A 26,433-nucleotide genomic window follows, 5' to 3' on the forward strand; every position below is an offset into this window, starting at 1 on the left:
TTTATTATTTGGAAATAAAATCTTGTCCCGTCATTGCCAGCCAACCGACGCGCAATGCGTCCATGGTCTCCCGTACATCGTGTACCCTGATGATGCGGGCCCCATGCTGCATGCCGATAAGGGCGCATGCCAGACTGCCCGCCAGACGCTCATCCACCGGACGGCCCAGCAGGTTGCCTATCATAGACTTTCGCGACATCCCCACCAATAGCGGCAAGCCATAATCAAGCAGTTCCTTTTGAGCCGCCAACAGCTGATAGTTGTGTGCAAGGGTTTTGCCAAAGCCATATCCCGGATCCAGCAACAGCTCTTCACGACGGATCCCGACCGCCAGACAAGCCGCAATACGCTCATCAAAGAAGGCGCGTACCTCCCCGATCAGGTCGTCATAGTGCGGCTCGACCTGCATGGTTCTCGGCTGCCCCTGCATATGCATCAGACAGACCGGAACCCGAGCTTCGGCCGCGGCTTGCAGTGCTCCAGGTTCTTGCAGTGCCCGCACATCGTTAATCAGATGGGCTCCCGCCTTGCAACCCTCCCGCATCACCGCCGCTTTGGAGGTATCGAGGGAGATCATCACATCCAGCTCACGGACCATCTGTTCCACGATAGGAATGACCCTGTCCAGCTCCTCCTGCTCGCTCACATCGGGCGCACCAGGGCGGGTTGACTCGCCACCGATGTCGATGAGGGTCGCACCGTCAGAGACCATCTGGCGCGCATGGGCCATTGCCCGTTCAAACTGGTTGAAATTACCGCCATCAGAGAAGGAGTCGGGCGTCACATTGAGGATCCCCATCACATGGGGACGATCGAGGGAGAGGCTGAGCCCCTTGCTGGTTAACTGCATTTTCACGTCCATCTGATAAAGAAAAACCCCGGGCAAGCCCGGGGTTTGGAGAGTCACAATTATTTGGCCGGTGCGTCGTTGGCTTTGTCGATAGTGACATCCGACACCGGTGCAGCCTCATCGGCAGGCTTGGTCTCGGCAGCCACAGTGGAACCGCCTTGCGGGGTATCACCGTGCTCGTCATGCCAGTTGCTCGGAGCACGAACCTCGCGACGAGCCATCAGATCATCGATCTGTTTGGCATCGATAGTCTCGTACTTCATCAGCGCATCTTTCATGCTGTGCAACACATCCATGTTATCCAGCAGGATCTGCTTGGCACGATCATAGTTACGATCAATCACCTGCTTCACTTCTGCATCAATGATACGAGCGGTATCGTCGGACATATGCTTGGCTTTGGCCATGCTGCGACCGAGGAATACCTCGCCATCTTCTTCCGCGTAGAGCATGGGGCCAAGACGCTCGGACATACCCCACTGGGTCACCATCTTGCGTGCAATCTCGGTCGCCCGCTCGATATCGTTGGACGCGCCGGTCGATACCTTCTCGGCACCGTAGATCAGCTCTTCTGCCAGGCGACCGCCATACAGACTGGAGATCATCGACTCCAGATGCTGCTTGGAGTGGCTCCAGCGATCCTGCTCCGGCAGATACATGGTCACACCCAGCGCACGACCGCGCGGAATGATGGAGACCTTGTAAACCGGATCATGATCCGGAACCAGACGACCAATGATGGCGTGGCCAGCTTCATGATATGCAGTCATCTCTTTCTCGGACTCTTTCATCACCATGGAGCGGCGTTCCGCACCCATCATGATCTTGTCCTTGGCCTTCTCGAACTCGGCCATGGAGACCACTCGGCGGCTCTCACGGGCAGAGAAGAGGGCTGCTTCGTTGACCAGGTTGGCCAAGTCCGCCCCGGAGAAACCGGGGGTACCACGGGCAATCAGCGCCGGATTGACGTCATCCGCCAGCGGAACTTTGCGCATGTGCACTTTCAGGATCTGCTCGCGACCACGGACATCCGGCAGACCGACCACAACCTGACGGTCGAAACGGCCCGGACGCAGCAGTGCCGGATCCAGTACGTCAGGACGGTTGGTGGCAGCAATGACGATGATGCCTTCATTGCCCTCAAAACCATCCATCTCGACCAGCATCTGGTTAAGGGTCTGCTCACGTTCATCGTGACCACCACCCAGACCGGCGCCACGCTGGCGACCGACCGCATCAATTTCATCGATGAAGATGATGCAGGGAGAAGATTTCTTGGCCTGTTCAAACATGTCACGCACCCGGGAGGCACCGACACCGACGAACATCTCCACGAAATCGGAACCCGAGATGGTGAAGAACGGCACCTTGGCCTCGCCCGCAATGGCCTTTGCCAGCAGGGTCTTACCGGTACCGGGAGGACCAACCAGCAGCACACCGGTCGGGATCTTGCCACCCAGTTTCTGGAATTTGCTCGGGTCGCGCAGATAGTCGACCAGCTCCTTCACCTCTTCCTTGGCTTCATCGCAACCTGCAACGTCAGCAAAGGTGGTCTTGATCTGATCTTCGCTCATCAGGCGAGCCTTGCTCTTGCCAAACGACATGGCACCTTTGCCACCGCCGCCCTGCATCTGACGCATGAAGAAGACCCAGACACCGATCAGCAGCAGCATCGGGAACCAGGAGATGAAGATAGAGGTCAACAGAGACGGCTCTTCCGGCTTCTCGCCCATCACTTTGACATTGTGATTGAGCATATCGTTGAGCAGCTGGGGATCCGGCGCAGGGATGATGGTGGTGAATCGTTCACCAGTACGCTTGACGCCATTAATGACCTTACCGTCCATCCGCACTTCACGGATCTGCTCTTGGGTCACCTCTTTAACGAAGCTGGAATAGTCCAGCTGGCGACTGGTGGTATCGCTGGGGCTGAAGCTATTGAACACCGACATCAAAACGACGGCGATGACCAGCCACAGGATTAAGTTTTTCGCCATGTCACTCAAATCAGTAACCTCGCAGACTGACAGTTAACGATGAAGGTTAGGGTACTACAGTTTAAAACCGGTAGCCACAATGTAGACTTCCCGTGATCTGGCGCGGGATGAGTCTGGTTTACGAATTTTGACAGCGGAGAAAAGTTTACGAATTTCATTGAGATAGGCATCAAAGCCCTCTCCCTGAAACACCTTCACTACGAAACTGCCTTCACTACGCAATACCTGATTGCACATGTCCAGCGCCAGCTCGACCAGATACATGGCGCGAGCCTGATCCACCTGCTGGGTACCGCTCATGTTGGGCGCCATATCAGACATCACGACATCGACCTTGTCGGGACCCACTCGTTCCAGCAAGGCGCCGAGCACAGTTTCCTCCCGAAAGTCCCCTTGCAGGAAATCGACACCAGCAATGGGATCCATCGGCAAAATGTCACATGCGATGACGCGACCCGAATCACCAACCTGTTCAACCGCGAACTGGGACCAACCACCGGGGGCAGCTCCCAAATCCACTACGGTCATGCCATGTTTCAGCAAGCGATCCTTGCCCTGGATCTCGTCAATCTTGAAAACAGCACGAGAACGCAGGCCCATTTTCTGGGCTTTTTTGACGTATTGATCGTCGAAATGTTCTTTTAACCAGCGAGTTGAACTGGGGGAACGTTTTTTCTGGGTCATGATAATCGACTTTAAAAAACCACAAGGGTTATTAGTATTAAGGGCTAAGTGGGGGTAGAATACGCCCCTTTCAACCCTGACTTATGAAGAAATTGCGATGATTCTCAACAATAAACAGAAACAGTACCTCAAGGGCCTTGCCCATAGCCTCAAGCCTGTCGTCCTGCTGGGTCAGCATGGTCTGACCGAAGGTGTACTGGCCGAGATCGATCTGGCACTGAACCATCACGAGCTGATCAAGGTTAAGGTTGCCTCTGAAGATCGCGAAATGAAACAACTGGTTATGGATGCTATCGTCCGTGAAACCGGTTCAATCAAGGTGCAAAGCATGGGTCATGTGCTGACCATTTATCGTCAAGCCAACGAACCCAAAATCCAGCTGCCCCGCAAGTAAAAGGAAAGAGCATCGCTCTTTCCTTATTCCACTTCTTCCCGAGTCGCTTGCCAAAGTAGTCGCAAAGCCCTTAACCTGCGATGAATACTTCCGGACACGCATTATGGCTCACCATCCTATTCTGACCGACGATGAGCTGGCCATGCTGCGGGACTTGGGGAGCAATCAGGACACCCATGTTCTGAGTGGTCACCTCGATGCCCCCATGCTTGGCTTGCTGCAAAAAGCCGAACACCTTGTACTCGAAGCCCGCTTCGCTGGCCATCAGCTGCGTTTTCCCCTGAGCTTTACTCAAGGGGAAGATGGCTTCGTCGAGCCCCGCTTATCTGCACCGGTCATCAGGGAGCTGGGGTTTGCCCAACCGCGCGCCTGGCGTCTCACCCAAAAAGCCAAGCTATGCAGCGAACTGGGCCTGTTTCAGGTTCTCAGCCTCTCCCTCAACGGCCTCATCGTGGAAAATTTGCCAATCGACATGGTGGCCGATACCCCCATCAACGGCGAGCTCTGCATCGAGCAAGAGGACCCTCTTCCACTGCAGGGACGACTGGTAAGGCGCATCAAAGCCAATGCCGACCATGCCACCTGGGCACTGAGCTTTCAGATGAGCGAAAACAACATCGAACGGCTGCGCCACTGGTTGTTTCAGCGCCATCAGGACGCCTTTACCGAGGCGTATCTGTCCTGATTTTTATCAATAATCACATAGATAAAGACAAACAGGGGAGCGCAAGCCCCCCTGTTTCATTGTCTGTAGCATTAGCTTAGATATAAGCAACTTCCAGCACTTCGTATTCCACATCACCGCCCGGCGTCTTGACGATAGCGACATCGTCCACTTCCTTGCCAATCAGGGCGCGGGCAATGGGGGAGTTGACAGAGATGAGGTTCTGTTTGATATCAGCCTCATCGTCACCCACGATGCGGTAAACCACCTCTTCTTCTGTCTCGCTCTTGAGCAGAGTCACTGTCGCGCCAAAAATAACGCGGCCGTTGTTGGTCATCTTGGTGACATCGATCACCTGGGCATTGGAGAGCTTGGCTTCAATCTCCTGAATGCGACCTTCACAGAACCCCTGCTGCTCGCGAGCGGCATGGTATTCGGCGTTTTCCTTCAGATCGCCGTGCTCACGGGCATCGGCAATCGCTTCGATAATCTGGGGACGAAGCTCGGTCTTGAGATAATCGAGCTCTTCGCGCAGCTTCTCAGCGCCGCGAACAGTCATCGGAGTATGATTCATAGTCGAAACCTGGGTTGCTTGAAAATAGAAACTGCGGCCATCTGCAAGGAGGCCGCAGCAATCGGTTCGGATGAGGCATCTTAATATGAAGCCAACACAAAATCCACGTCAGCCCCCTGATGCAGATCCCACTTGCGTCATCGGCATTCCCTTCACTTACTTCCCTTCCGGTACGGAAATGGGGGCTGAAACGGTCGGTTTGCCCTGCATGATGGCGATCTCCACTCGCCGATTCATCCGACGATTTTCCGGGGTAGTATTGGGCACCAATGGCTGGGAATCCGCCATCCCCTGCACCACCAGTCGCCCCTGATCAAAACCGGGGACCTTCAGCATCTGGTGCGCCACCGCCACCGCCCGTTGCGACGACAGCTCCCAGTTGGACTGGAACAGCTCATCTTCGGTCGCCACGTTGTCGGTGTGACCGGAGATGGTGATTTCACCCGGCACATCCTTGAGCAGGGTCGCGACCTTGCGAATGACCGGCCAGAACTGTGGCTGCAGAAATGCCGAACCGGCCGGGAAAGATGCTTTTTCCCTGATCCGGATGATGATCTGCTGGCCCAGCGCCTCAATTTCGATGGCACCGTCCTGGATCTGATCTTTCATCTGCTCGGCGAGGGCTTTGGCCAGGGTATTGGATTGTTCTTGCGCCTTCTTCGCATCCTGCGCGGTATCGCCCCCCGTCTGTTTGCCATCACTCTTGTCCTGACCACCGGCCTGATCCGCCTCACCGGGCAGAAACTCCAGTTCGGTCTGGGTCAGATCGATGGTCTGCTGCATCACGGTATCAATCGGCGTGGGTTCCGGGCGACCGGGCCTGAACTCCTGGGCAATCACCGAGGTTCCCTTGGGAATATCTTTCACCTCAAGGATGTTCTGTACCCCGAATGCCTTGTCCATGGAACCGGCTATCTGCTTGAACTTCTGCACATCCATCTCGGCAAAGGAGAGCAATAGCACGAAGAAGCACATCAGAAGCGACATCAGGTCGGCAAAGGTTCCCATGTAACCAGGAAGACCTGGTGGTGGGCACTTGCAATCAGACATAGCGCCCCCTATTCGGTGCCAGTATTACGTTTGGACTGGTTCAGATAGTTTTGCAGCATGGACTGGATCACCCGTGGGTTCTGGCCATCCTGAATCCCCATAATGGCATCAAGGATCAGGGTACGACTGAGCTTCTCCTCTCCGCTGCGCAGCTCCAGCTTGTCGGCAATCGGGATAGCCAACATATTGGCCTCTATCGCACCGTACAGGGTGGTAAGCAAGGCTACCGCCATCGCCGGCCCGATCGACTTGGGGTCACTCATGTTGGCCAACATGGCCACCAGACCCACCAACGTACCTATCATCCCCATGGCAGGGCCCAGATCCCCAAGGGTACGGAAGACCTTGATGGCAATGACATGGCGCTCGGCTGTCAGGTCGATATCCTTTTCCATCACGGCACGCACCACTTCGGCATCGTGACCATCCACCAGCATGTCGATCCCTTTTTTCATAAATGCATTGGGGATCTCTGCGGCCTCCAGCGCCAGAAAGCCCCCTTTGCGAGCCGCGTCAGCCAGTTCAACGGCTTTGGTAATCAGGTCTTCAATCTTGTCGCCCTTGTACATAAAGGCTTTGCCCGCCACCTTGAATGCCATCAGGAACTGGCCAAGGTTGAACTTCATCATGGCGATGAAGATTGAGCCCAATACAGTGATGTAGACCGATGGCATATCAACATACATGCTCATGGGGCCACCCAGCAGCATGCCGTACACCACCACCCCGAAACCCAGCACTATCCCTATCAGACTGCCTAGATCCACGTCCCTACTCCTGTCACCGGTTCTTATGTCTATTTATAGTCTGTTGAATTTTCTGCTATTGCGACCCATGCGGCAAGCATGCATCCACTGAGAATGATGGCTCATTATCGGCCAGTTTAGCGAGAGTTTGAGGGGGCAATGCTTTTCTGCCTCCCCCCTGTGGACGGTCGATGTTAATATAAGCCGTTTTTTTCAATCCCCGAGGATGGACATGGCCAGTAAAAAAATCGACCGTCTGAGTTTTGATGCCACTCTGGAAGAGCTGGAAACCATCGTTCATCAGCTGGAACAAGGTTCCCTACCCCTGGAAGAGGCACTCAAGCAGTTCGAGCAGGGCGTTCATCTGGTTCGGGCCGGTCAGCAGAAGCTGGAACTGGCCGAACAGAAGATCCAGATCCTGCTCAGTCAAGCCGATGGCGGTGACCAGCTCGCCTCCTTCCAGCCAGAACAAGGAGAGGAGTGAGTGGCGCTGGACCATTTTTCCCGTCTGCATCGTCAGCGTATTGACGACTGTCTGTCAGCACAACTTGAATCCTTGCCCGCCATGGCGCCACGCCTGCGCGATGCCATGAGTTATGGCCTGCTGCTGGGCGGCAAGCGGGTTCGCCCGTTTCTGGTCTACGCGGTCGGCGAGATGCTGGGCGTCAAGAGCGAACTGCTGGATGGCCCCGCGGCTGCCGTAGAGTGCATCCACGCCTACTCCCTGCTGCACGATGACCTGCCCGCCATGGATAACGACGACCTGCGTCGTGGTCAGCCAACCGTTCACAAGGCGTTTGACGAAGGAACCGCCATTCTGGCCGGTGATGCGCTGCAGACCCTGGCGTTCTCCATTCTGGCCGATCACCCCATGCCCGACTCCTTGATGGCCAACCGGGTGCGGATGCTGAGTACCCTCGCCCGCGCCTCCGGCTATCTCGGTATGTGTGGTGGTCAGGCGCTGGATCTGCAGGCCGAAGGACGCCAGATCTCGCTCGCCGAGCTGGAGCAGGTACACCGCCACAAGACCGGTGCACTGATTGAATGTGCCGTGGCGCTCGGCGCCCTGTGCAAAGCCGATGTCGATGACGCCACGCTGGCTGCCCTGCAAACCTATGCCGCCGCGATTGGCCTCGCCTTTCAGGTGCAGGATGACATCCTCGACATCACAGGTGATACCGCCACCCTGGGCAAGCCGCAAGGTTCTGACCTGGCGCTGGAGAAAAGTACCTATCCGGCCTTGCTCGGACTCGAAAATGCCCGTGAGCTGGCTCGCGAACTGCATGGGAAAGCCTTAACAGCCCTGCAATCCTTGCCCTACAATACCGACATTCTGGAAGCGTTTGCCGATTACATCATCGAGCGAACCCACTAAACGCTGGATAACAGTAACAATATGAGCGTTGATATTAGCAATTTCCCCAACCTGGCCCTCGCGGACACTCCGGTCGAGCTGCGTTCCTTGCCCAAAGAGCGGCTACCGGTGCTGTGCAACGAGCTGCGCGAATATCTGCTGCGCTCCGTCAGCCGTTCCAGCGGACACTTTGCCTCCGGGCTCGGCACGGTCGAACTGACCGTGGCCCTGCACTACGTCTACAACACCCCGTTCGATCGGCTGATCTGGGACGTGGGCCATCAGGCCTATCCCCACAAGATCCTGACCGGGCGCCGTGACCAGATCCACACCATCCGTCAGAAAGACGGTCTGCACCCCTTCCCCTGGCGTGGCGAGAGCGAGTACGACGTGCTCTCCGTCGGCCACTCCAGCACCTCCATCGGTGCGGCGCTCGGCATGGCGGTCGCCGCCGAGAGCGAAGGGCTGGGTCGCAAGGTGGTGGCAGTGATCGGTGACGGTGCCATTACCGCAGGGATGGCCTTCGAAGCGCTCAACCACGCCGGCGATGTTCACAAGGACATGCTGGTGATCCTCAACGACAACGAGATGTCCATCTCCGAGAATGTCGGGGCGCTGAACAACCATCTGGCCCGGGTCATGTCCGGCAAGCTCTACACCACCATCCGCGAAGGCGGCAAGAAGGTGCTGGCGGGTTTGCCACCGGTCAAGGAGCTGGCCAAGCGGGCCGAAGAGCACCTCAAGGGGATGGTGGTGCCCGGCACCCTGTTCGAGGAGTTCGGCTTCAACTATATCGGCCCCATCGACGGTCACGATATCGAGGCGCTGGTCGAGACCCTGCGCAACATGCGCAACCTCAAGGGCCCGCAGCTGCTGCACGTCAAAACCAAGAAGGGCAAGGGTTACGAGCCGGCCGAAAAAGACCCTATCGGTTATCATGCCGTGCCCAAGTTCAATCCGGACGAGTGCGCCCTGCCCAAGGCGAGCAGCGCCAAACCCACCTTCTCCGCCATCTTTGGCCAATGGCTGTGCGACATGGCCGCCAAAGACGAAAAGCTGGTCGGTATCACCCCCGCCATGCGTGAAGGCTCGGGGCTGGTGAAATTCAGCCAGCAATATCCGGATCGCTACTTCGATGTGGCCATTGCAGAGCAGCATGCGGTCACTTTCGCCGCGGGTCTTGCCATCGCCGACAAGAAGCCGGTGGTGGCCATCTATTCGAGCTTCCTGCAGCGCGCCTACGATCAGGTGATCCACGACGTAGCGCTGCAAGATCTGCCGGTGCTATTCGCCATCGACCGGGCCGGTCTGGTGGGCGCCGATGGCCCGACCCATCAGGGGGCGTTCGATATCAGCTTCCTGCGCACCGTGCCCAACATGGTGGTGATGACGCCATCTGACGAGAACGAATGCCGCCAAATGCTCTATACCGGCTATCTCCATCAGGGCCCTGCCGCAGTGCGCTACCCCCGCGGCAGCAGCCTGAGCGACGCCCCCATCTCGTCAGAAATGCAGGCACTGGAGCTCGGCAAGGGACGAATCCTGCGAGAGGGCAAGGGCACTGCCATTCTGGCGTTTGGCACCTTGCTGCACCACGCCAAAGCGGCCGCAGAGGCACTGGATGCCACTCTGGTGGACATGCGCTTCGTCAAACCGATGGATGAGGCGCTGGTGCTGTCGCTGGCGGCCAGCCACGATCACTTCGTCACCATCGAAGACAACGCCATCATGGGCGGCGCCGGTTCGGCGGTGAACGAACTGCTGATGCGCAGCAAGCAGTGCAAGCCGGTGCTCAACCTCGGCCTGCCGGATCGCTTCGTGGAACAGGGTACCCAGCAGGAGATCTATGCCCTGCTCGGTCTGGACGATGCTGGCATCCAGCGCAGCATCGAAAGCTGGCTGCAAGCCTGACGAGACACGAACAGCTCAGAAAGTGCGTGTCACCATGATGTGATGCAATAGACTGGAAAATTCAGTAATGGTTCGAAAAAATCCCCAGGTAATGCCTGGGGATTTTTTTAAGATGACAGCAGAGTGTGACTACTGTTGTGACGATACCGAATCGACAGCTCTTAGTTACACCCTTCGGCAGATGTTGAGTTCAGATAGGTCACCTCATTGGACGGTTGATAATCGGCCACGTTGATCACCTTCTTGATCTCGATGAACTCTTTCAGCACGGCAGCATCCACCAAACCGGCGTTGATGGTATCGATCTTCGGATAGCCGTCACCACCGGAGGCGCTGAAGCTCGGGATCGCGAAGCTGTAGGTTGCTGCCGGATCAAACGCCTTGCCACCGATGCTGGTGATATTGACGCTCTTGGCTTGGCAATCCACTGCCATGTTGATACCGCCAAACTGGGCATAACCACCGGTATTGCGGGTCTTGCTTGCCACCTGGCCCAGATAGGTCGCCAGCTCGCTTCCCTTCATGACAGCCTTGTTGACCGTGTTGCCAAACGGGTGCACCAGCAGCACGCTGCGGTAAGTGATATCACCGGCCGGGATGCTGTCACGGACGCCGCCAGAGTTGACGATACCAAAGTCGACACCCAGCTTGCTGCTGGTCGCCGTAGTGATGAGGCGACCCAGGTTGGTCTGCTTGTTGCGAACCGAGTTGCGATCACCAACCAGCAAGCCATCTGCCGAGCCAATGACGACATTCAGCTCTTGCTGACCTTTCTCCTGATAACCCAGCAGGGTGTTATACAGCTCGGGATCCTTGGTGATCTCGTCCTGTACGAACTGCATCTTGGCCGGATCCTTGGTTACGGCGCCGTTGGCATCGATCGCCTCGCCCTTGGCGTTGCGCTTGATCAGGTTGACCGGGATCAGGTCATAGCTGGTCAGGGTCAACTTGCCATTCTGGTACTCAAACTGGGCACGGCCCACATACTTGCCCCACTCGTGGGCCTGCATGATCCAGGTGCCGTTTTGCTGGTCCGGTTGGCAGTTATCACCCGGTTTGAAATTGGCGTACTTGTTGGTGGTACCCGGTTCCATACAGACCGGATTCTGGGAGTGGCCACCAATGATGGCATCCAGAGTCCCTGCCGGCAGTGCACGAGCCATCTCTACATCGCCCGGCGCATTGCTGCCGTGCTGGCCATTCTCGTAATGGCCCATGTGAGTGATGGCGAAGACCAGATTGGCCTCCTTGTTGCTGCGGATCTGCTGGCCCAGTTTGGCCGCCTCGCTGGTCGGATCGCGGAACTCCAGGGTCTGCACGTTGTTGGGATCAACCAGCTGGGCGGTATCCTCGGTGGTCAGACCCAGTACGGCAACCTTGAGACCGCTCTCCAGCTTGAACACCTTGTAGGGGTCAAAGTAGTGTTTGCCACTGGCCTTGTCATAGATGTTGGCCGAGAGCATGGGGAACTGGGCCCACTTGCGCTGCTTCTCCAGTACGCTGAGAGGGTTGTCGAATTCATGGTTGCCCACTGCCATGGCATCGTAGCGAATGTTGTTCATCGCCATGAAGTCAGGCTCGGCATCCTGCAGATCGGACTCCGGCACCCCGGTATTCACATCACCACCGGAAAGAACCAGTACGTCACTGCCAGCAGCCTTGGCATCGGCACGCAGCTGCTCGACCAGAGTCTTCTGGGCTGCCATACCATACTCATTTTCAGCGTTGTGCCAGAAACGGCCGTGGGTATCGTTGGTGTGCAGGATGGTCAGTTTGCAGACATTTTCGGTGCAGGGTGCAACGGTGTCATTGCTCGAGGTATTACAGCCAGTCAGTGCAGCAAGCACGGCCAGTGCCACGCCGCCTTTGATAAAGTTATTATTCATTTCCATATCACCTTGATTGTTTTGTTATTTATCAACCCTGTCCAGCGGGTCGGGCGCCAATATAACAAACAACAGATGACCGTTTTTCATCGATGACTCACAAATTCTGCTAATTGTGATCTTCGGCCCAACATCCGGCTTCCTGCTGATTTATCAGGTTTTTTGTTGAGCAGTCACTCACTTGCTCCCCTCCCGCACCAAGGAGGCGCCACCCGGACGCGCCTTTATGGCATACTCCCCAGCCAGCCATGCCCGAGGAGATGATTTGATGGCCAAGTACGACAAGATTTCCCCTGAGACCCAGCAGGAGGCGATGAAAATTGCCCGTGCCAACCAGAAGCCGGGGCAGACCAAGGAACAGACCCAGCTTATCGCGCAAGGGATCCAGAAAGGCATCGACGAGTACAAGAAGCAGATGAAGGCGCGGGCCCGTGAAGCGAGCCGCCAGAAAAAATTGCAGGCCAAAGCCAGGCAGCCACAGGTCGCGCCCCAAACCGAAGAGCAAGACGATCAGCTGGAGCTGGTTGAAGTAAGCCATCAGCATCCCCTGCCCTGGATCTTGCTGGTGCTGAGCTGGCTGGGATTTGCAGCAGCCTGGTTCTGGTTGCACTAAGACGCGCTAGCAAACCTTTATCCGGGATCCTCTTCACAGCCCGGACCCGGGCTGCTGGTGATTACCTGCGAAGAGTGATTAAATCCCGCGCCTCTTGCACCGGACTCCCTATTTTTTGACGATCAGTTTTCAGGAAAGATGTTATGAACCCCGCTCCGCTCTATCTGCTGGCCCCTTTTGTACTGTTCCTTGTGACCATGCTGCTCTATCGCATTTCGCCGCTGCGGGCGGTCGCCGCCGGTGGGGTACGCTGGTTTATCCTGCCGGCCTTCACCCTGTTTATTTTACTGATCATCATCAACGGTGCCGCCGATCCCACCCTGCGCGATCCGGCATTCCACTGGTTGATGCCGGGCCTTGGCTTTGCCCTGAGCCTGTTTCCGGCCCTGCCCAAGGCGCTGGTGCCACGGCTCGCGATCAAGGAGGGGGCCTTTGCCGCCCTCGGCCTGATGCTGATGAGCCTGGCCATGGTCTACTGATCGGCTGGCACAGCCGTTAGCATGGCTCAAGGGGCGCTCTGTGACGGGCGCCCCTTGTACAAACAATGGCCTGCAGGCATCTTGGTGACAGGATAACCAGCAAGGAGGCCAAATGGACAATCCGCCCGATTTCATGGCGCTGTGGGATTATCAGGATCCCGCCGCCAGCGCCCTGCGTTTTCACACCCGTCTTCCCGAAGCGCGCGCCGCCGCCGACCTGCAACTCGAACTGGAGTTGCTGACCCAAATTGCCCGCACCCACTCGCTGCAGCGCCAGTTTGCCGAAGCCCATCAGCTGCTCGACGAGATAGAGCCCCGCCTCACCGATAAAACCCCCAGAGCGCGGATCAGGGCCCTGCTGGAACGAGGCCGCACCTTTAACTCGGCGGGCGACAAAGCCAGTGCCAAACCGCTGTTTGAACAAGCCTGGCAATGGGGGCTCAAGGAGAAAGAAACCTATCTCGCCATCGACGCCGCTCACATGATCGCCATCGCCGCACCATTGGAAGAGCAGAGCCGCTGGCATCAACTGGCGATGGAGCTGGCGGAACGCAGCAGTGACGAGAAGGTGCGTGGCTGGCTGGCCCCCCTTTACAACAATCAGGGCTGGACCCTGTTCGAACTGGGCCGCTTTGATGAGGCGAAAATCCAGCAGCAGAAGTGTCTGGCCTGGCATCTGCAACATAACCAGCCGGCCAAGGCGTTTATCGCTCGCTGGAGTCTGGCTCGCCTGACCCGGGCCCAGGGTCAGCACCAGCAGGCGCTGGCAGAGCTGCACCAGCTCAAGGCCGATATGGCCGAGGCTGGCGAACCTGAGGATGGTTATCTGTTCGAGGAGCTGGGGGAGAATGCCTTGGTGCTGGACGATCCGCTGGCCGCGGAATACTTCTCCCGCGCCTGGTTTCTGCTGTCACAGGACCGCTGGTTCAGCGCCAACGAGGGGGAGCGACTGGCCCGCCTCAAGCGCCTCGCCAAACTCTGATCCCCCAAAATAGAAAGGGCGGCACGCTAGCCGCCCTTTCTGCTGGCAAGATGGTTCAGGCCCGATTGGACTCCTCCCACCCCTGCTTTTTACGGTAAATGGTGGAGGGGCTGATCTCGAGCAGTGCCGCCGCCTTGGGAATGTTGCCGTCACAGCTGGCGATGGCCTGTTCGATCACCTCTTTTTCCACCAGCCAGAGCGGACGAATTGGCCCGTTGGCCACCCCGGTGGTGGCCGGAGCCGATGCCACCGCTGCCGCAATCGCAGTCGGTAGCTGGGGACGAACCCCATTGAGCGGTGGCGGCAGAATATCCGGGCTCACCAGCTCCTTGTCATTGAGCACCACGATATTGCGTACCACGTTTTGCAACTCGCGTACGTTGCCGGGCCAGGGGTAGTCGAGCAGCACTCGTGCAGCCTCGACATCAAAATCCTTGAAGCGTTTGTTCTCCTCCTTGGCGTAGCTCTGCAGCAGGGTACGCGCTAGCAGCAGGATATCCTCACCCCGCTCCCGCAGCGGCGGCAGGGTAAGCGGAATGACGTGGAGCCGATAGTAGAGATCCTCGCGAAAACGGCCCGCTTTTACCTCTACCAGCGGATCCCTGTTGGTGGCGCAGATAAAGCGCACATCCACCGTCTCGAGCTTGCCGCTACCGACCCGCTGCACTGTGCCGGTCTGGATAAAGCGCAGCAGCTTGCTCTGCAGATCCAGGTCCATCTCGCAGATCTCGTCGAGAAACAGGGTACCGCCATCGGCCAGACTGGCCGCCCCCTTGCGATCCCCCTGCGCACCGGTAAAAGAGCCCTTCACATGACCGAAGATCTCGCTCTCCATCAAATCGTGGGGAATGGCGGCGCAGTTGAGGGCAATAAAGGGCTGTTCGCTGCGGGGACTGCACTGGTGAATCGCCTCGGCACACACCTCTTTGCCGGTGCCGCTCTCGCCAGTGATAAAGACGGTCGCCTTGCTGGGCGCCGCACTTTCGATGATGCGATAGACCGCCTGCATCGACATGGAGGCGCCGATAAAACCGAAGAAGGAGCTGCGCTCGAAGTTCTCCCGATAGTGGGCAACCAGCGAGCTCAACTGCTGATGTTTCAGGGCATTGCGAACGGTGGCGCAGAGCCGCTTGCTGTCAAACGGCTTGGTCAGAAAATCGAAGGCACCGAGGCGCATCGCCTCCACTGCCACATCCACCGAGCCGTGGGCGGTGATCACCACCACAGAGCAAGGCAACTGCTGTTCGGTGATCATTTGCAGAATATCCATACCGGACATATCCGGCAGCTCCAGATCCAGCAGCACCACGGGGGGAGGACTTGCCAGCAACTGCGCCAACGCTTGCTGACCACAGTCGGCCAGCACCACCTCATACCCCTCCTGGCGCAGGTACTGTTCATAGACCACCGCCAGACTACGGGTATCTTCCACCAGCAGGACACGCGATTTATTTTCAGCCACTGGACTCATCCTTGTATTTGATTCTGCGATCTATTTTGCCTTATTTTCGCGCGCAAACCCAACGCCAAGACAGCTCTGTTATCCCGCGATTGCAGGGAATACACAAGTAAAAACGGCTCCTTAAGGAGCCGTTTTTAACTACAAGAAGGGATTACTTCTTGGCGTCGTCTGCAGTCGGCTTCTCGATAGCCAGCAGCTCAACGTCAAACACCAGCACGGCGTTCGCCGGGATGGAGCCTGCACCGTGCTCGCCATAGGCCAGCTTGGACGGCAGGAAGAACTTGAACTTGGAGCCAACCGGCATCAGCTGCACACCTTCAGTCCAACCCGGGATAACCTGGTTGAGCGGGAAGGTAGCCGGCTCGCCGCGATCGACGGAGCTATCGAACTTGGTGCCATCGGTCAGGGTACCGGTGTAGTGAACCTTGACGATATCGGTAGATTTCGGCTTGGCGCCAGTGCCCATCTTCTCGACCATGTACTGCAGGCCGGATTCAGTGCTCTTCACACCCTCTTTCTTGGCGTTGGCAGCCAGGAACTCTTCGCCCTTCTTCAGATTCTCAACGGCGTCTTTCTCGGCCTTGGCCTTGGTCAGCTCGTTGATCTTGGCGTCGTAATCCTGCAGTACCTTCTGGATCTCTTCATCAGTCATCTTGGCTTCTTTGCCCAGACCGTCAGTCACCCCTTTCAGGATCACGGCGTTGTCCAGTTTGATGCCCAGTTCCTGCTGACGCTCCAGGGTATTGGCGATGTAACGCCCCATGGAGAGGCCAATTGCGTAGCCAGATTGCTCTTCAAAGCTCTTGGCTTCGGCCTTGGTCGCCTCTGCCGGCTTGCTGGCTTCTGCCTTCACTTCGGCGGTATTGGCCGCAGCAGGCTTCTCGTCTTTTTGGCAAGCAGTCAGACCGACGGCAACGGCCGCCGCCAACAGGGACACCTTCAGAAATTTGTTCATCAGTTTCTCCAAACTCCAAATACCGCTCTCGGTTCCATCGTGAAATGAGAGGTTTATCGTGATAAGCGCCTTATACTAACGCCGTGATCGCAGGTAACAAAAGCGTGAGACCGCAAAAATGATAAAAAGTGCCATTTATCTGGTGAGCCTCTGTTTAATGCTCACCGGTTGCGAGCAAAGCTCCCAACCCAACCAGCAAATGACCCTCGCCAGCACGGGTCTGCTGACCGCAGATCTCTCCAGTGATGGCAAGCAGGCCATCGTCTCCAGCATCAGCCAGGGCATCATCGTCTGGGATCTGGAACAGAACCGTCAACGCTGGCGCTGGAAGCAATCCGACTCTACGGATGATCTGGTATTCATTACCCGTTTTTCCGAAGGCAACAGCCATGCCGTCACCGCCACCTCCAGCACCTTTGCAACCTGGCGGCTGAGCGACGGGCAATCACAAGGCTACTACTCACTTCCTGAATCCAGGCTGAGGGACATCGCGCTCTCTGCCGACGGTCGTTATGTGCTGATCGGGCGGGAAGATGGCAAGGCCGAGTGGCTCGACACCCGAAGCGGCCGTCGCCTGCAGTTTCTGGGGCACACCGAACAGGTCAATACGGTGGATCTCTCCGCCAACGGTCGCTACGCCCTGACCGGTGGCAACGACTACAGCGCTTATCTGTGGGATACCCGTAGCGGGCAGGTGATCTGGCGCTTCAACCATGGTGGCCGGGTGATCATGGCCAGACTGGAGCCGAGCGGCCGCTACGCCTTCACCGCCGACAGCAGCCGGGCCAGCATCTGGGATCTGAAAACCGGCAAGGAGGTGAGTCAGCTGCAATATGATCACCGCTTCGAGGTCTACACCAGCGCCCGCTTTGCCAACGATGGCAAGTGGCTCATCACCGGCGCCCCTTCCCGTCAGCTCTCCCTGTGGCGAGTGAGCGATGGTGCCCTGCTGCAGAGCTGGCGCGTCTCGCCGCAACCCAAGGTGAAACCGCCCAGCGCAGTGGTCTACGGCGTCGCTTTGCGCGACAATAGCCACCTTGTCAGTGCCAGCTCCAGTGGTCTGGCCGAAATCTGGACAATCAAGTAAGGACCCGAAGGCCCATGAGTCAGCAACTTAACGATCGCATCGAAACCCTGGAAACCCGTCTCGCCTATGCGGAATACACCATAGAGCAGCTCAACGACGAGGTGACCACCCAGGGCCGTGAACTCGATCGACTCAAATACCAGATCCAGCTGCTGATCGACAAACTACAAAGCGTACAGCCCAGCCAGATTGCCAGCATGGCCGAAGAGACCCCGCCGCCGCACTACTGATGGGTGTGCAATCAACAAGCTGTCTGCTCAAGACCAATAAAAATCCGAAACCGGCTAAACCGGTTTCGGATTTTTTTCATCCAAATGACCTGACAGCTGCGACTCGGCGCCTCAGAGTCGGCCCGCGTTAACCTTTGTAGATCTTGGGGTTAAACACATCCCGCAGCCAGTCACCCAGCAGGTTGATGACCAGCACCAGCACCACCAGACAGATACCCGGGAAGGCGGTGATCCACCAGGAGCCGGAGAAGATGTAGTTGAAGCCGACGCTGATAAGCGAACCGAGCGAGGGCTGATCAACCGGCATTCCCAGCCCAAGGAAGGAGAGTGCAGCTTCACTCATGATGGCGTTGGCCACCTGCACGGTGGAGATGACCAGAATGGGCGACAGGCAGTTAGGCAGAATGTGGCGGAACATGATGCGCGGGGCGCGGAACCCCATCACCTTGGCCGCTTCCACATACTCCTTCTTCTTCTCCGCCAGCACAGAGGCGCGCACGGTACGGGCGTACTGCGGCCACTCGGCGATCCCGATGATCACCACCAGCATCATGATGGCGAACTTCGAGTAGAACTCGGAGCCAAAGGTCGCCTGAAAGATGGCAGAGATGATGATCGCCACCATCATGGTGGAGAACGACAGCTGCACGTCGGCAAAGCGCATCAGCAAGTTGTCGATGCGGCCACCGAAGTAACCGGCAATCAGACCGATGACGATACCGAGCACCAGCTGCAGCGCCACCGCAAACAGGCCGATGGTGAGGGAGATACGGGCGCCATAGAGGATGGTGCTCCAGATATCCCGTCCCTGGTTGTCGGTACCGAGCCAGAAACGCTCCTCGCCGCCTTCGAGCCAGGAGGGGGGCAACTCGGCATCCATCAGATCAAAACTGGTCTGGTCATAGACATTGTGCGGTGCCAGCCAGGGCGCCAGCAGCGCCGCCAGCACAAATACCACGAACACCGCAAAGCTGAACATGGCTACCTTGTCCCGCAGGAAGTAGTAGACGATGTCTGAGTTCTTGAATCGTGCCCAACGGCTTGGGCTTGCAGTTACAGCATTAGTCATCTGTTACCCCTTGGCGGTCAGGTTAACGGTCGGGTTAATCAACCCGTAGAGCAGGTCGACCAGGGTATTGGTCACCACGAAGATCAGTCCCACGAAGATGACGTAGGCGGTGATCAGCGGGGTATCGACCCGGTGGATCGCCTCGAGGAACAGGAAGCCGGTGCCCGGCCACTGGAACACACTCTCGGTCAGAATGGTGTAGGCCACCATGGTGCCGATCTGCACCCCTCCGACAGTAATGACCGGCAGCATGGTGTTCTTCAGTGCGTGCTGATAGTAGACCTTGTTGTTATCCAGCCCCTTGGCGCGGGCGAATTTGACGTACTCGGAGGAGAGCTGCTCCAGCATCTCGGAGCGCACCAGTCGGATAAACAGCGGCAGCATGATGGAAGAGAGGGACACCGCCGGCAGGATCAGATGCAGGATGCCATCCCAGGTAAAGAAGCCCGACTCCCAGCCCAGCAGGTTACGGGTCTCGCCGCGGCCATAGGCCGGCAGCCAGCCCAGCTGGATGGAGAAGAGGTACATCAGCATGATGGCGGTCAAAAATACCGGGATCGAAATGCCGATGCTGCTCCCCGCCATGATGATCTTGGTGGGAATGCTGCGCGGGCGGATCGCCGAATAGACACCGAGTGGAATGGAGACCACCACGATGATAAGCGCGGCAGCAAACACCAGCTCAAGGGTAGCCACCAGCTTGTCGAGGATCACCTCGAGAGCGGGTCGCTTGAAGAAATAGGAGGTGCCCAAATCCCCATGCACCGCATTTTTCAAAAAGCGGCTGTATTTGATGAGGAAGGGATCGTTAAGGCCCATCTTCTCGCGCAACTCGTGACGCTGGGCTTCGGAGACGGATTGTCCCACCAGCTCGCGCAACGGGTCACCCAGGTTATCCTGGATGGAGAAGGCGACCAGGCTGATGACGAACATCACTATCACGGCCTGATAGAACCGTTTCAGCAGGAATGTAAACATGCTTGTCCTTCTACGTGGCCTGTGTCGTGGCACAGGCTTCTGTTAGTGGGCGGAGTGGCCAGCTGACCACCCCGCCCCGTCCTTCCTTGCGACGTTCTCTTACTTGCTGACCACCAGGTCACCCAGGTAAGGGAAGTTCATCACGTTGACCACCGGCTTGATGTCGACGTTCTTCTTGGCGCCATAGGCCAGATCTTCCCAGTGCAACGGCACGTAGGCAGCATCTTCGATCAGCATGGCTTCGACCTTCTTCAGCATCTCGGCACGCTTTGCCGGATCTGTCTCGGCGTTGGCATCCATCACCAGCTTGTCAGCTTCGGCGTTGGCGTAACCGGCGCAGTTGTACTGACCCATACCGGTCTTGGCATCCTTGGTGAAGGTCAGGAACTCGAAGAAGTTCGCGGTATCTTCGGTGTCGGAGTGCCAGCCGATCAGCTGCATGTCTGCTGCGCACTTGTCAAACTCGGGCCAGTACTGGGCCACCGGCATGGTCTTCAGATCCACCTTGATGTTGATCTTGGCCAGCATGGCGGAGACCGCCTGGGCAATCTTGACGTCGTTGACGTAGCGGGCTGCCGGGGAGATGAAGGTCATCTTGAAGCCTTTCTCGTAACCGGCCTCTTTCATCAGCTCCTTGGCCTTGGCCAGATCATACTGGGGTGCCAGCGCCTCGTTGTGACCGGCATAGCCTTTCGGGCTCAGCTGACCAGCAGGGGTACCGAAGCCCTTGTTGATCTTCTCGACAATGCCCACCTGGTTGATGGCATAGTTGATCGCCTGACGCACGCGCTTGTCTTTCAGTGCCGGGTTGGTGTTCTGGTTCAGCTCGATGATAATGGCGCGGGTACCGGACAGGGTGACCAGCTGGGAGTCCTTGCCATTCTTCACGCGCTCCAGATCGTTCGGCGCAACCGGATAGATCATGTCCACGTCGCCACCCAGCAGGGCTGCAACACGGGTCGCATCTTCCTTGATGGGCACCACGGTCAGGTTCTCAACGTTACCCTTGGAGGCCTTGTCCCAGTAGTTGGCGTTGCGGGCATAATCCAGCTTCACGCCCTGCTCGCGGAACTTGACGGTGAACGGGCCAGTACCGGAGACGTGGGTAGAGGCATAGGAGTCGCCGTTTTTGACGATCTCGGCCTTGTCTTTGCCCGCTTCGGTTTTGCCGGTGTAGAACTTGGAGTCCATCGGGAAGATGTAGGTGACGGTCTGCAGCACCAGCGGGAACGGCTTGGCGGTAATCAGATCGACGGTGTAGTCATCGACTTTCTTCACTTCGCTGATGGGATCGAAGATCGCCTTGAAGTCGACGGAGGATTTCAGGCGGTTGACGGTCCACACCACGTCGTCTGCGGTGAAGTCGTTACCGGAGTGGAACTTGACCCCTTTGCGCAGGTGGAAGCGGACGGTCTTGTCGTCAATACGCTCATACTTCTCGGCCAGACGGGGCTCGAACTGCAGGTCCTGGGTGTAACGCATCAGGGGATCGAATACCAGGTGCGACATCTCCAGGGTCTGACCGGAGAGCTGCTCCTGCGGATCCAGCGAAGTGGCGTCAGAAGCGACACCCACCTTGATATCGGCGGCTGAGACACTGAAGGCGAAACCGGCGGCAAACAGCGCCAGGGCAATCTTGGACAATCCTTTCTTCATCTTGTTCTCCATGCTTTTGGCTTTCTTATGACACTTTTTTTGACAAGCAGACCGGCGCACCGGCGCTCTCCTAGCTTGCGATTTCCAGCCCCTCGCGGGACATTCCCTTGAACTCCGGCATGAGGGAGATCAGCTTGCGGCTGTACTCATGCTCGGCATTGGTAAAGAGTTTCTCGGTCTCGGCCACTTCCACCAGATGACCGTGCTGCATCACCCCGATGCGGTCGCACATCTGGCGGATCACCGGCAGATCGTGGCTGATAAACAGCATGGTGAGCTTGAGCTCCTGCTGCAGATCCTTGAGCAGGTTGAGGATCTGGGCCTGCACCGACACATCCAGCGCCGAGGTCGGCTCGTCGCAGATAAGGAAGCGCGGGCGAGTGGCCAGGGCGCGGGCAATGGAGATGCGCTGGCGCTGACCGCCGGAGAACTCGTGGGGATACTTGAGGCCAGCACCACGACCGAGACCCACGTGATCCAGCAGATCGCCGACGATCCCCTCGATCTGGCTCTCGCTGCTCGCCAGCTGATGGAAGCGGATCGGCTCGGCAATGATGTCGCGCACCTTCATCCGCGGGTTCATCGAGGAATAGGGGTTCTGGAACACCATCTGCATCTGGCGACGCAGCGGGCGACGCTCGCGCTCGCTCTTGAGAGCGGTCAGATCGATCCCCTCGAAGAAAATCTTGCCGGTATCAGGCGGATAGAGACCGGTGATGGCGCGGGCAATGGTCGATTTGCCGGAGCCCGACTCCCCCACCAGACCGAAGGTTTCACCCTCGAAGATCTCGAAGCTGATGTTGTTGCAGGCACGCACATACTGGCGGCGGCTCGGGAAGATGGAGTCCTTGGTGACGAACTTCAGATCGACGTTCTCCACCCGCAGCAGCGCCCCTTCATAGGCACGCTCGTCCTGACTCTGGCCGAGCCAGTGGGTCTTGAGGTCGATATTGGTATCCGGCGCACTGGCATCCTCGATATAGGAGACCAGCGGGAAACGCACCAGCTTCACATCGGAGCGGGGCACCGCCGAGATGAGGCTGCGGGTATAGGGGTGATTGGGGCTGCCCAGTACCTGTTCGGTCAGGCCGAACTCCACCAGATCGCCGCGATACATCACCGCCACCTTGTCGGTAACGTTGGAGACCACGCCCATGTCGTGGGTCACCAGCATGCAGCCCACCTGACGCTCTTTGCAGAGGGCGCGGATAAGCTGGAGGATCTGATCCTGAATGGATACGTCGAGCGCCGTGGTCGGCTCATCAGCGATGATCAGCTCCGGATCGCAGGAGAGCGCGATGGCGATAACCACCCGCTGACGCATGCCACCGGAGAACTGGTGCGGATACTGTTTGATGCGCAGCTCCGGCTGCGGAATCCCCACTGCCCCCATCAGCTCCAATGCCTTGGCAAAAGCGGCTTCACGAGAGAGGTCGGTATTGGCCAGAATGGTCTCCACCAGCTGATGCTCAACAGTGAACAGCGGGTTGAGAGAGGTCATGGGGTCCTGGAAGATGAACCCAATACGGGAGCCACGGATGGCCCGCATCTCATTCTGGCTCTTGCCGGAGATGAGCTCGCCATTGAGATAGATATCACCACGGGCGATGCGACCCGGCGGGCTCAGGAGATCGATAACGGCGTTGCCGATGGTGGACTTGCCGGCGCCGGATTCACCGACCACTCCGACAATCTCACCCTTTTCGATAGAGAAAGAGAGATCCTTCACCGCGGCCAGCACCCCGTAGCGGGAGGGGTACTCGATCCGCAAGTTCTTTACTTCGAGCAAGGACATGTTTACCTCTGCGGGGGACATCCGTCCCAAATAATTCGTCCGTAAATCAGCCGCAGATGCCGGTTGTTACCTTGGGCAATATTTGCTCAATCCATGAGGCAGCGAAACCAGCGATCCGGGCGGGTTTTTTGCATTTTTTTGGAATAACCCGCGAGTAACTTAGACGGTTTGACCACGGGTGTAAATGATTGAGTTATACAATTCCGCAATGTTTTGTGCAGATAACCACCAATTCAGCAGAGATAAATGATGATTTTCATCACACAAATGGCCGGTGCGTCCGTACTTCTATTGGTATCATTACTTTAATTTCAACAACAACGCAACAAGCAGCATTTATCACTATTTCCAAAACAATCACCAGCCCCGAATGAGTAGTGAATATTTATGTGAAATGGATGATAAACGGCAGCATATGCCGATGAATGAAAATTAAGCAGATATAAATCGGGGGATGCCAGAACGGTCATCCCCCGGAAGATGGCTCTCAACCGAGCCAGAATGCCAGTAATTGCATACAAAACAGGGCGAACAGGCCGGCGATCAGATCGTCCAGCATGATGCCCAGGCCACCGTGGATCCGGCGATCAAACCAGGAGATGGGCCAGGGCTTGAGCACATCAAACAACCGGAACAGCGCGAAGCCCGCCACCACCCACTCCCAACCGGCTGGCGCGGCGATCATGGTGACGCCAAAACCGATCACCTCGTCCCAGACGATGGCGCCGTGATCCGGCATGCCGATGGCATCGGTGGCGCTCTGGCAGATACGAATACCGACCACAAACCCAACCGCCAGCAAGGCGATAAACCAATAGGTCGGCAGACCGCTCACCAGCAGATAGAGCGGAATCGCCGCCAGGGTGCCCATGGTGCCCGGCGCCTTGGGGCTGAGACCGGAACCAAACCCCACCGCCAAAAAATGAAGCGGATTTTTCAGATCCAGTCGTGTCAGCTCGGGCTTTATCCTGAACAAACTCATGCGAAGTGATCCCACCCTTTCAGTTGCAGCTCGACCGCTTGGTCGCCACGCAGGTAGTCGATGCCCGGCTCGCCCGCCACGATGCGGCCGATGCGGCTGAACTTGACCCCGCTGTGGGCCAACGCCGTATCGAGCGCGCCGCGGTGCTCCTCCGGTACGGTAAAGCAGAGCTCGTAGTCATCGCCACCGGCCAGCGCCAGTTGCCACGCCTCCTGCTCGCTCACCGCATCCTGCAGCACCGGCGAGAGCGGCAGCAGATCGAGATCGATCTGGGCACGCACGCCGGAGGCCTTGAGGATATGGCCGAGATCCGATGCCAGACCATCGGAGAGATCCAGCGCACTGCCCGCCAGCCCGCGCAGGGCCTGACCGGCCAGAATGCGGGGATGGGGGTGGTCGAGCCGTGGCAGCACGGCCGCCAGCTGGTTCTCGTTGAGAGTGCGTTTGCCCAGCAGGTGGGAGAGCGCCAGCGCGGCATCTCCCAGAGTGCCGGTCACATAGATGCCGTCACCGGCTTTGGCACCGCTGCGCATCAGGGCGCGACCGACAGGCACCGATCCCTTCACCGAGATGGTGATGGAGAGCGGCCCGCGGGTCATGTCTCCGCCCACCAGCGCCACATTGTAGTACTCGGCCAGCTCCAGAAACCCTTCGGCAAAACCGGCGACCCAACCTTCGTTAATGGCAGGCAGGGTCAGCGCCAGCGATACCCAGCGCGGCTCGGCCCCCATGGCGGCGAGATCGGAGAGATTGACCGCCAGCGCCTTGTAGCCGAGATCCACCGGATCCATGTCGGGAAAGAAGTGTACGCCGCTCACCAGAGTGTCGGTGCTCACCGCCAGCTGGGTATCGGGGGGCAGGGTCAGCAGGGCACAATCATCTCCAGGGCCCATCACCACGTCCTTGCGGGCGTGGGGGACCTTGAAGTACTTATCAATCAGCTCAAATTCACCCATACAGTAAAAAGCCAGCAATAAGCTGGCTCCTCTCTTAGATGCTGACGGACAGCAGGATCAACGCTTGTTCAGCGACTTGATCACCTTGTCCAGTACACCGTTGACAAACTTGTGGCTGTCATCGGCAGCAAAAGCTTTGGCCAGCTCGATCGCTTCGTTGATGACCACGCGCGGCGGTACATCATCACGACGGGTCAGCTCGTAGGTCGCCAGACGCAGGATCGCCTTGTCCACCATGTCCACTTCTTCCAGCGGACGGGAGAGGAAAGGTGCAAACACCTTGTCCAGCTCGCTGCAGTGGAGGGCTACCCCGAACAGCAGATCGCGGAAATAGTTCAGGTCTACACCCTTGGTGTCCTGATCGATCTTGAACTGCTCTTCGATGTCACCCACGTTAGCCTTGGTCATCTGCCACTGGTAGATGGCCTGGGTGGCGCAATGGCGGGCTTTACGGCGCTCAGACGGTTTCAATGTACTTCTCCTCGTTACACGTCCAGTTCTTTCAGGACGTTGATCATTTCGAGCGCTGCCAGTGCAGCCTCTGCACCCTTGTTACCCGCCTTGGTACCTGCACGCTCGATGGCTTGTTCAATGTTTTCAGTGGTCAGCACACCGAAGGCAACGGGAATTTCATATTCCATCATTACCTGGGCCATGCCCTTGCTGTTCTCGTTTGCCACCAGGTCGAAGTGGTAGGTGCCGCCACGAATGACAGTACCGACCGCCACGATGGCGTCATATTGACCACTCTTGGCCAGCTTCTTGATGACCAATGGCATTTCAACCGCGCCCGGCACTTTTACCAGTGTCAGGTTGCTGTCCTGCACTTGACCTTGACGCTTCAGTACGTCCACCGCGCCGTTCACCAGACTGTCGTTGATGAAGCTGTTGAAACGGGCAACAACAATAGCAACGCGCGCCTCAGGAGCGGCGATATTTCCTTCGATAACCTTCATTGGAAATCCTGTATCTGTGCAATCAAAAGGGCCGGAGTCAAAAGTGCGCACATTCTAGCACAACAGACCCACGACAAAAACCATGGCCGCAATAGACGGCCATGATCGCGATTTAACCAGTCC

At 57.5% G+C, this 26,433-nt stretch carries 27 protein-coding genes; 10 read left to right on the top strand and 17 right to left on the bottom strand.

The window, feature by feature from the left end; all coding sequences use genetic code 11:
- Positions 1–4 precede the first annotated feature (4 nt).
- The 3 genes from folP to rlmE are packed head-to-tail and all read right to left on the bottom strand — an operon-like array spanning position 5 to position 3,531.
- Positions 5–850 (bottom strand): dihydropteroate synthase, encoded by an 846-nt coding sequence (folP, locus tag I6L41_RS12025; protein ID WP_216959072.1) that lies wholly within the window; start codon positions 848–850, stop codon positions 5–7.
- Between the two features lie 59 nt (positions 851–909).
- Complete coding sequence (gene ftsH, locus I6L41_RS12030; RefSeq protein ID WP_216959076.1) at positions 910–2,856, bottom strand: ATP-dependent zinc metalloprotease FtsH; 1,947 nt, start codon at positions 2,854–2,856, stop codon at positions 910–912.
- Positions 2,857–2,901: 45 nt separating this feature from the next.
- A complete protein-coding gene (gene rlmE, locus I6L41_RS12035) occupies positions 2,902–3,531 on the bottom strand; it encodes a 23S rRNA (uridine(2552)-2'-O)-methyltransferase RlmE (RefSeq protein WP_216959079.1) in 630 nt (209 codons plus the stop codon).
- Positions 3,532–3,628: 97 nt separating this feature from the next.
- Here rlmE and yhbY point away from each other — a divergent pair, with 97 nt between their 5' ends.
- Positions 3,629–3,925 (top strand): ribosome assembly RNA-binding protein YhbY, encoded by a 297-nt coding sequence (gene yhbY / locus I6L41_RS12040; protein ID WP_005338829.1) that lies wholly within the window; start codon positions 3,629–3,631, stop codon positions 3,923–3,925.
- 103 nt (positions 3,926–4,028) lie between these two features.
- On the top strand, positions 4,029–4,610 hold the full coding sequence (locus I6L41_RS12045) for a hypothetical protein (RefSeq protein ID WP_021230375.1): 582 nt from the start codon (positions 4,029–4,031) through the stop codon (positions 4,608–4,610).
- 76 nt (positions 4,611–4,686) lie between these two features.
- Here the strand turns inward: I6L41_RS12045 and greA are convergent, their stop codons facing one another.
- From greA to pomA, 3 genes are all read right to left on the bottom strand, one after another.
- On the bottom strand, positions 4,687–5,163 hold the full coding sequence (gene greA, locus I6L41_RS12050; RefSeq protein WP_005338833.1) for a transcription elongation factor GreA: 477 nt from the start codon (positions 5,161–5,163) through the stop codon (positions 4,687–4,689).
- Between the two features lie 156 nt (positions 5,164–5,319).
- Positions 5,320–6,213 (bottom strand): flagellar motor protein MotB, encoded by an 894-nt coding sequence (locus I6L41_RS12055; protein ID WP_139405724.1) that lies wholly within the window; start codon positions 6,211–6,213, stop codon positions 5,320–5,322.
- 8 nt (positions 6,214–6,221) lie between these two features.
- On the bottom strand, positions 6,222–6,980 hold the full coding sequence (pomA, locus tag I6L41_RS12060; RefSeq protein WP_216959082.1) for a flagellar motor protein PomA: 759 nt from the start codon (positions 6,978–6,980) through the stop codon (positions 6,222–6,224).
- A gap of 211 nt (positions 6,981–7,191) precedes the next feature.
- Between pomA and xseB the strand changes: the two genes are divergently transcribed.
- From xseB to dxs, 3 genes are read left to right on the top strand one after another with little or no spacing between them, the layout of a single operon-like run.
- The gene (gene xseB, locus I6L41_RS12065; RefSeq protein ID WP_058059434.1) at positions 7,192–7,443 is read left to right on the top strand and encodes an exodeoxyribonuclease VII small subunit; all 252 of its coding nucleotides are present in this window, start codon (positions 7,192–7,194) and stop codon (positions 7,441–7,443) included.
- A complete protein-coding gene (gene ispA / locus I6L41_RS12070; RefSeq protein WP_005349523.1) occupies positions 7,444–8,334 on the top strand; it encodes a (2E,6E)-farnesyl diphosphate synthase in 891 nt (296 codons plus the stop codon).
- 21 nt (positions 8,335–8,355) lie between these two features.
- Positions 8,356–10,224 carry a 1-deoxy-D-xylulose-5-phosphate synthase gene (gene dxs / locus I6L41_RS12075; protein ID WP_216959085.1) on the top strand — a complete coding sequence of 623 codons (1,869 nt, stop codon included), beginning with the start codon at positions 8,356–8,358 and terminating at the stop codon, positions 10,222–10,224.
- Between the two features lie 161 nt (positions 10,225–10,385).
- Here dxs and ushA read toward each other — a convergent pair whose 3' ends face one another.
- Positions 10,386–12,110 carry a bifunctional UDP-sugar hydrolase/5'-nucleotidase UshA gene (gene ushA, locus I6L41_RS12080; protein WP_139405720.1) on the bottom strand — a complete coding sequence of 575 codons (1,725 nt, stop codon included), beginning with the start codon at positions 12,108–12,110 and terminating at the stop codon, positions 10,386–10,388.
- A 268-nt stretch (positions 12,111–12,378) separates the two neighbouring features.
- Here ushA and I6L41_RS12085 point away from each other — a divergent pair, with 268 nt between their 5' ends.
- The 3 genes from I6L41_RS12085 to I6L41_RS12095 all read left to right on the top strand — a co-directional run bounded on the left by I6L41_RS12085 (position 12,379) and on the right by I6L41_RS12095 (position 14,184).
- Positions 12,379–12,723 carry a DUF2956 domain-containing protein gene (locus I6L41_RS12085; protein ID WP_216959088.1) on the top strand — a complete coding sequence of 115 codons (345 nt, stop codon included), beginning with the start codon at positions 12,379–12,381 and terminating at the stop codon, positions 12,721–12,723.
- 143 nt (positions 12,724–12,866) lie between these two features.
- Entirely contained in the window at positions 12,867–13,202 is a 336-nt protein-coding gene (locus tag I6L41_RS12090; protein ID WP_005335280.1) for a hypothetical protein, read from the top strand.
- A gap of 112 nt (positions 13,203–13,314) precedes the next feature.
- On the top strand, positions 13,315–14,184 hold the full coding sequence (locus I6L41_RS12095; RefSeq protein ID WP_216959091.1) for a hypothetical protein: 870 nt from the start codon (positions 13,315–13,317) through the stop codon (positions 14,182–14,184).
- Positions 14,185–14,239: 55 nt separating this feature from the next.
- On the opposite strand, the gene I6L41_RS12100 is transcribed toward I6L41_RS12095, so the two are convergent.
- Positions 14,240–15,646 carry a sigma-54 dependent transcriptional regulator gene (locus tag I6L41_RS12100; RefSeq protein WP_042080633.1) on the bottom strand — a complete coding sequence of 469 codons (1,407 nt, stop codon included), beginning with the start codon at positions 15,644–15,646 and terminating at the stop codon, positions 14,240–14,242.
- A 151-nt stretch (positions 15,647–15,797) separates the two neighbouring features.
- Complete coding sequence (fkpA, locus tag I6L41_RS12105; protein ID WP_005358476.1) at positions 15,798–16,601, bottom strand: FKBP-type peptidyl-prolyl cis-trans isomerase; 804 nt, start codon at positions 16,599–16,601, stop codon at positions 15,798–15,800.
- A 118-nt stretch (positions 16,602–16,719) separates the two neighbouring features.
- Between fkpA and I6L41_RS12110 the strand changes: the two genes are divergently transcribed.
- Both I6L41_RS12110 and I6L41_RS12115 read left to right on the top strand, forming a co-directional pair.
- On the top strand, positions 16,720–17,688 hold the full coding sequence (locus I6L41_RS12110) for a hypothetical protein (protein WP_216959094.1): 969 nt from the start codon (positions 16,720–16,722) through the stop codon (positions 17,686–17,688).
- 14 nt (positions 17,689–17,702) lie between these two features.
- On the top strand, positions 17,703–17,918 hold the full coding sequence (locus I6L41_RS12115; protein ID WP_005335285.1) for a SlyX family protein: 216 nt from the start codon (positions 17,703–17,705) through the stop codon (positions 17,916–17,918).
- A gap of 127 nt (positions 17,919–18,045) precedes the next feature.
- Here I6L41_RS12115 and I6L41_RS12120 read toward each other — a convergent pair whose 3' ends face one another.
- From I6L41_RS12120 to ribE, 8 genes are all read right to left on the bottom strand, one after another.
- Positions 18,046–18,987 (bottom strand): ABC transporter permease, encoded by a 942-nt coding sequence (locus I6L41_RS12120; RefSeq protein ID WP_019445927.1) that lies wholly within the window; start codon positions 18,985–18,987, stop codon positions 18,046–18,048.
- 3 nt (positions 18,988–18,990) lie between these two features.
- A complete protein-coding gene (locus I6L41_RS12125) occupies positions 18,991–19,965 on the bottom strand; it encodes an ABC transporter permease (protein WP_005349514.1) in 975 nt (324 codons plus the stop codon).
- Between the two features lie 99 nt (positions 19,966–20,064).
- On the bottom strand, positions 20,065–21,621 hold the full coding sequence (locus I6L41_RS12130) for an ABC transporter substrate-binding protein (protein WP_216959097.1): 1,557 nt from the start codon (positions 21,619–21,621) through the stop codon (positions 20,065–20,067).
- 70 nt (positions 21,622–21,691) lie between these two features.
- Positions 21,692–23,416: an ABC transporter ATP-binding protein gene (locus tag I6L41_RS12135; protein ID WP_100654430.1), complete on the bottom strand. Its 1,725-nt coding sequence runs from the start codon at positions 23,414–23,416 to the stop codon at positions 21,692–21,694.
- Between the two features lie 487 nt (positions 23,417–23,903).
- A complete protein-coding gene (locus I6L41_RS12140; protein ID WP_021230380.1) occupies positions 23,904–24,398 on the bottom strand; it encodes a phosphatidylglycerophosphatase A in 495 nt (164 codons plus the stop codon).
- A complete protein-coding gene (gene thiL, locus I6L41_RS12145; RefSeq protein ID WP_216959100.1) occupies positions 24,395–25,354 on the bottom strand; it encodes a thiamine-phosphate kinase in 960 nt (319 codons plus the stop codon). Before thiL ends, I6L41_RS12140 begins: the two co-directional genes overlap by 4 nt.
- Before the next feature lie 57 nt (positions 25,355–25,411).
- Positions 25,412–25,825 carry a transcription antitermination factor NusB gene (gene nusB / locus I6L41_RS12150; protein ID WP_005343514.1) on the bottom strand — a complete coding sequence of 138 codons (414 nt, stop codon included), beginning with the start codon at positions 25,823–25,825 and terminating at the stop codon, positions 25,412–25,414.
- A 14-nt stretch (positions 25,826–25,839) separates the two neighbouring features.
- Complete coding sequence (gene ribE, locus I6L41_RS12155; protein WP_005338866.1) at positions 25,840–26,310, bottom strand: 6,7-dimethyl-8-ribityllumazine synthase; 471 nt, start codon at positions 26,308–26,310, stop codon at positions 25,840–25,842.
- Positions 26,311–26,433 lie beyond the last annotated feature (123 nt).

This window comes from Aeromonas sp. FDAARGOS 1411, from assembly GCF_019047125.1.
GTDB classification, from domain to species: domain Bacteria; phylum Pseudomonadota; class Gammaproteobacteria; order Enterobacterales; family Aeromonadaceae; genus Aeromonas; species Aeromonas veronii.